The 591-nt window shown below is 55.7% G+C and carries 1 protein-coding gene; it reads left to right on the forward strand.

Annotation, left to right across the window (positions count from 1 at the left end; translation table 11 throughout):
• Positions 1–591, forward strand: a 591-nt coding sequence (locus K1I94_RS11295) for a reverse transcriptase domain-containing protein (protein ID WP_263281187.1), incomplete at both ends; no start/stop codon positions are given.

The following is a 591-nucleotide window of genomic DNA, read 5'->3' on the forward strand; positions in this document are numbered from 1 at the left end:
GGCCCATACCCCCGGCGTTGATGGCGTGAACAAAACAATGCTACAGGCCAGACTGGCTGTTGAGCTGCAAATCCTCAGGGATGAATTACTCTCAGGCCACTACCAGCCCTTGCCCGCCAGACGGGTTCACATCCCTAAAAGCAACGGCAAACTGCGACCACTGGGTATCCCCGCGTTGCGGGATCGTATTGTTCAGCGGTCCATGCTGATGGCGATGGAGCCGATATGGGAGAGTGATTTTCATACGCTCTCATATGGCTTCCGGCCTGAGCGCAGTGTCCACCACGCGATCCGCACGGTGAAATTACAGCTCACAGACTGTGGTGAAACCCGGGGACGCTGGGTGATTGAAGGCGACCTGTCCAGTTACTTCGACACCGTACATCATCGACTGCTGATGAAGGCTGTACGCCGCAGGATCAGTGACGCACGTTTCATGACTCTGCTGTGGAAAACCATCAAGGCGGGACATATCGATGTCGGTCTCTTTCGGGCGGCCAGTGAAGGTGTGCCACAGGGCGGTGTTATATCGCCGCTATTATCGAACATCATGCTGAAGGAGTTCGAGCAATACCTGCATGGGCGCTACCT

It is taken from the genome of Streptococcus sanguinis (assembly GCF_019929145.1).
Taxonomy (GTDB): domain Bacteria; phylum Bacillota; class Bacilli; order Lactobacillales; family Streptococcaceae; genus Streptococcus; species Streptococcus sanguinis_U.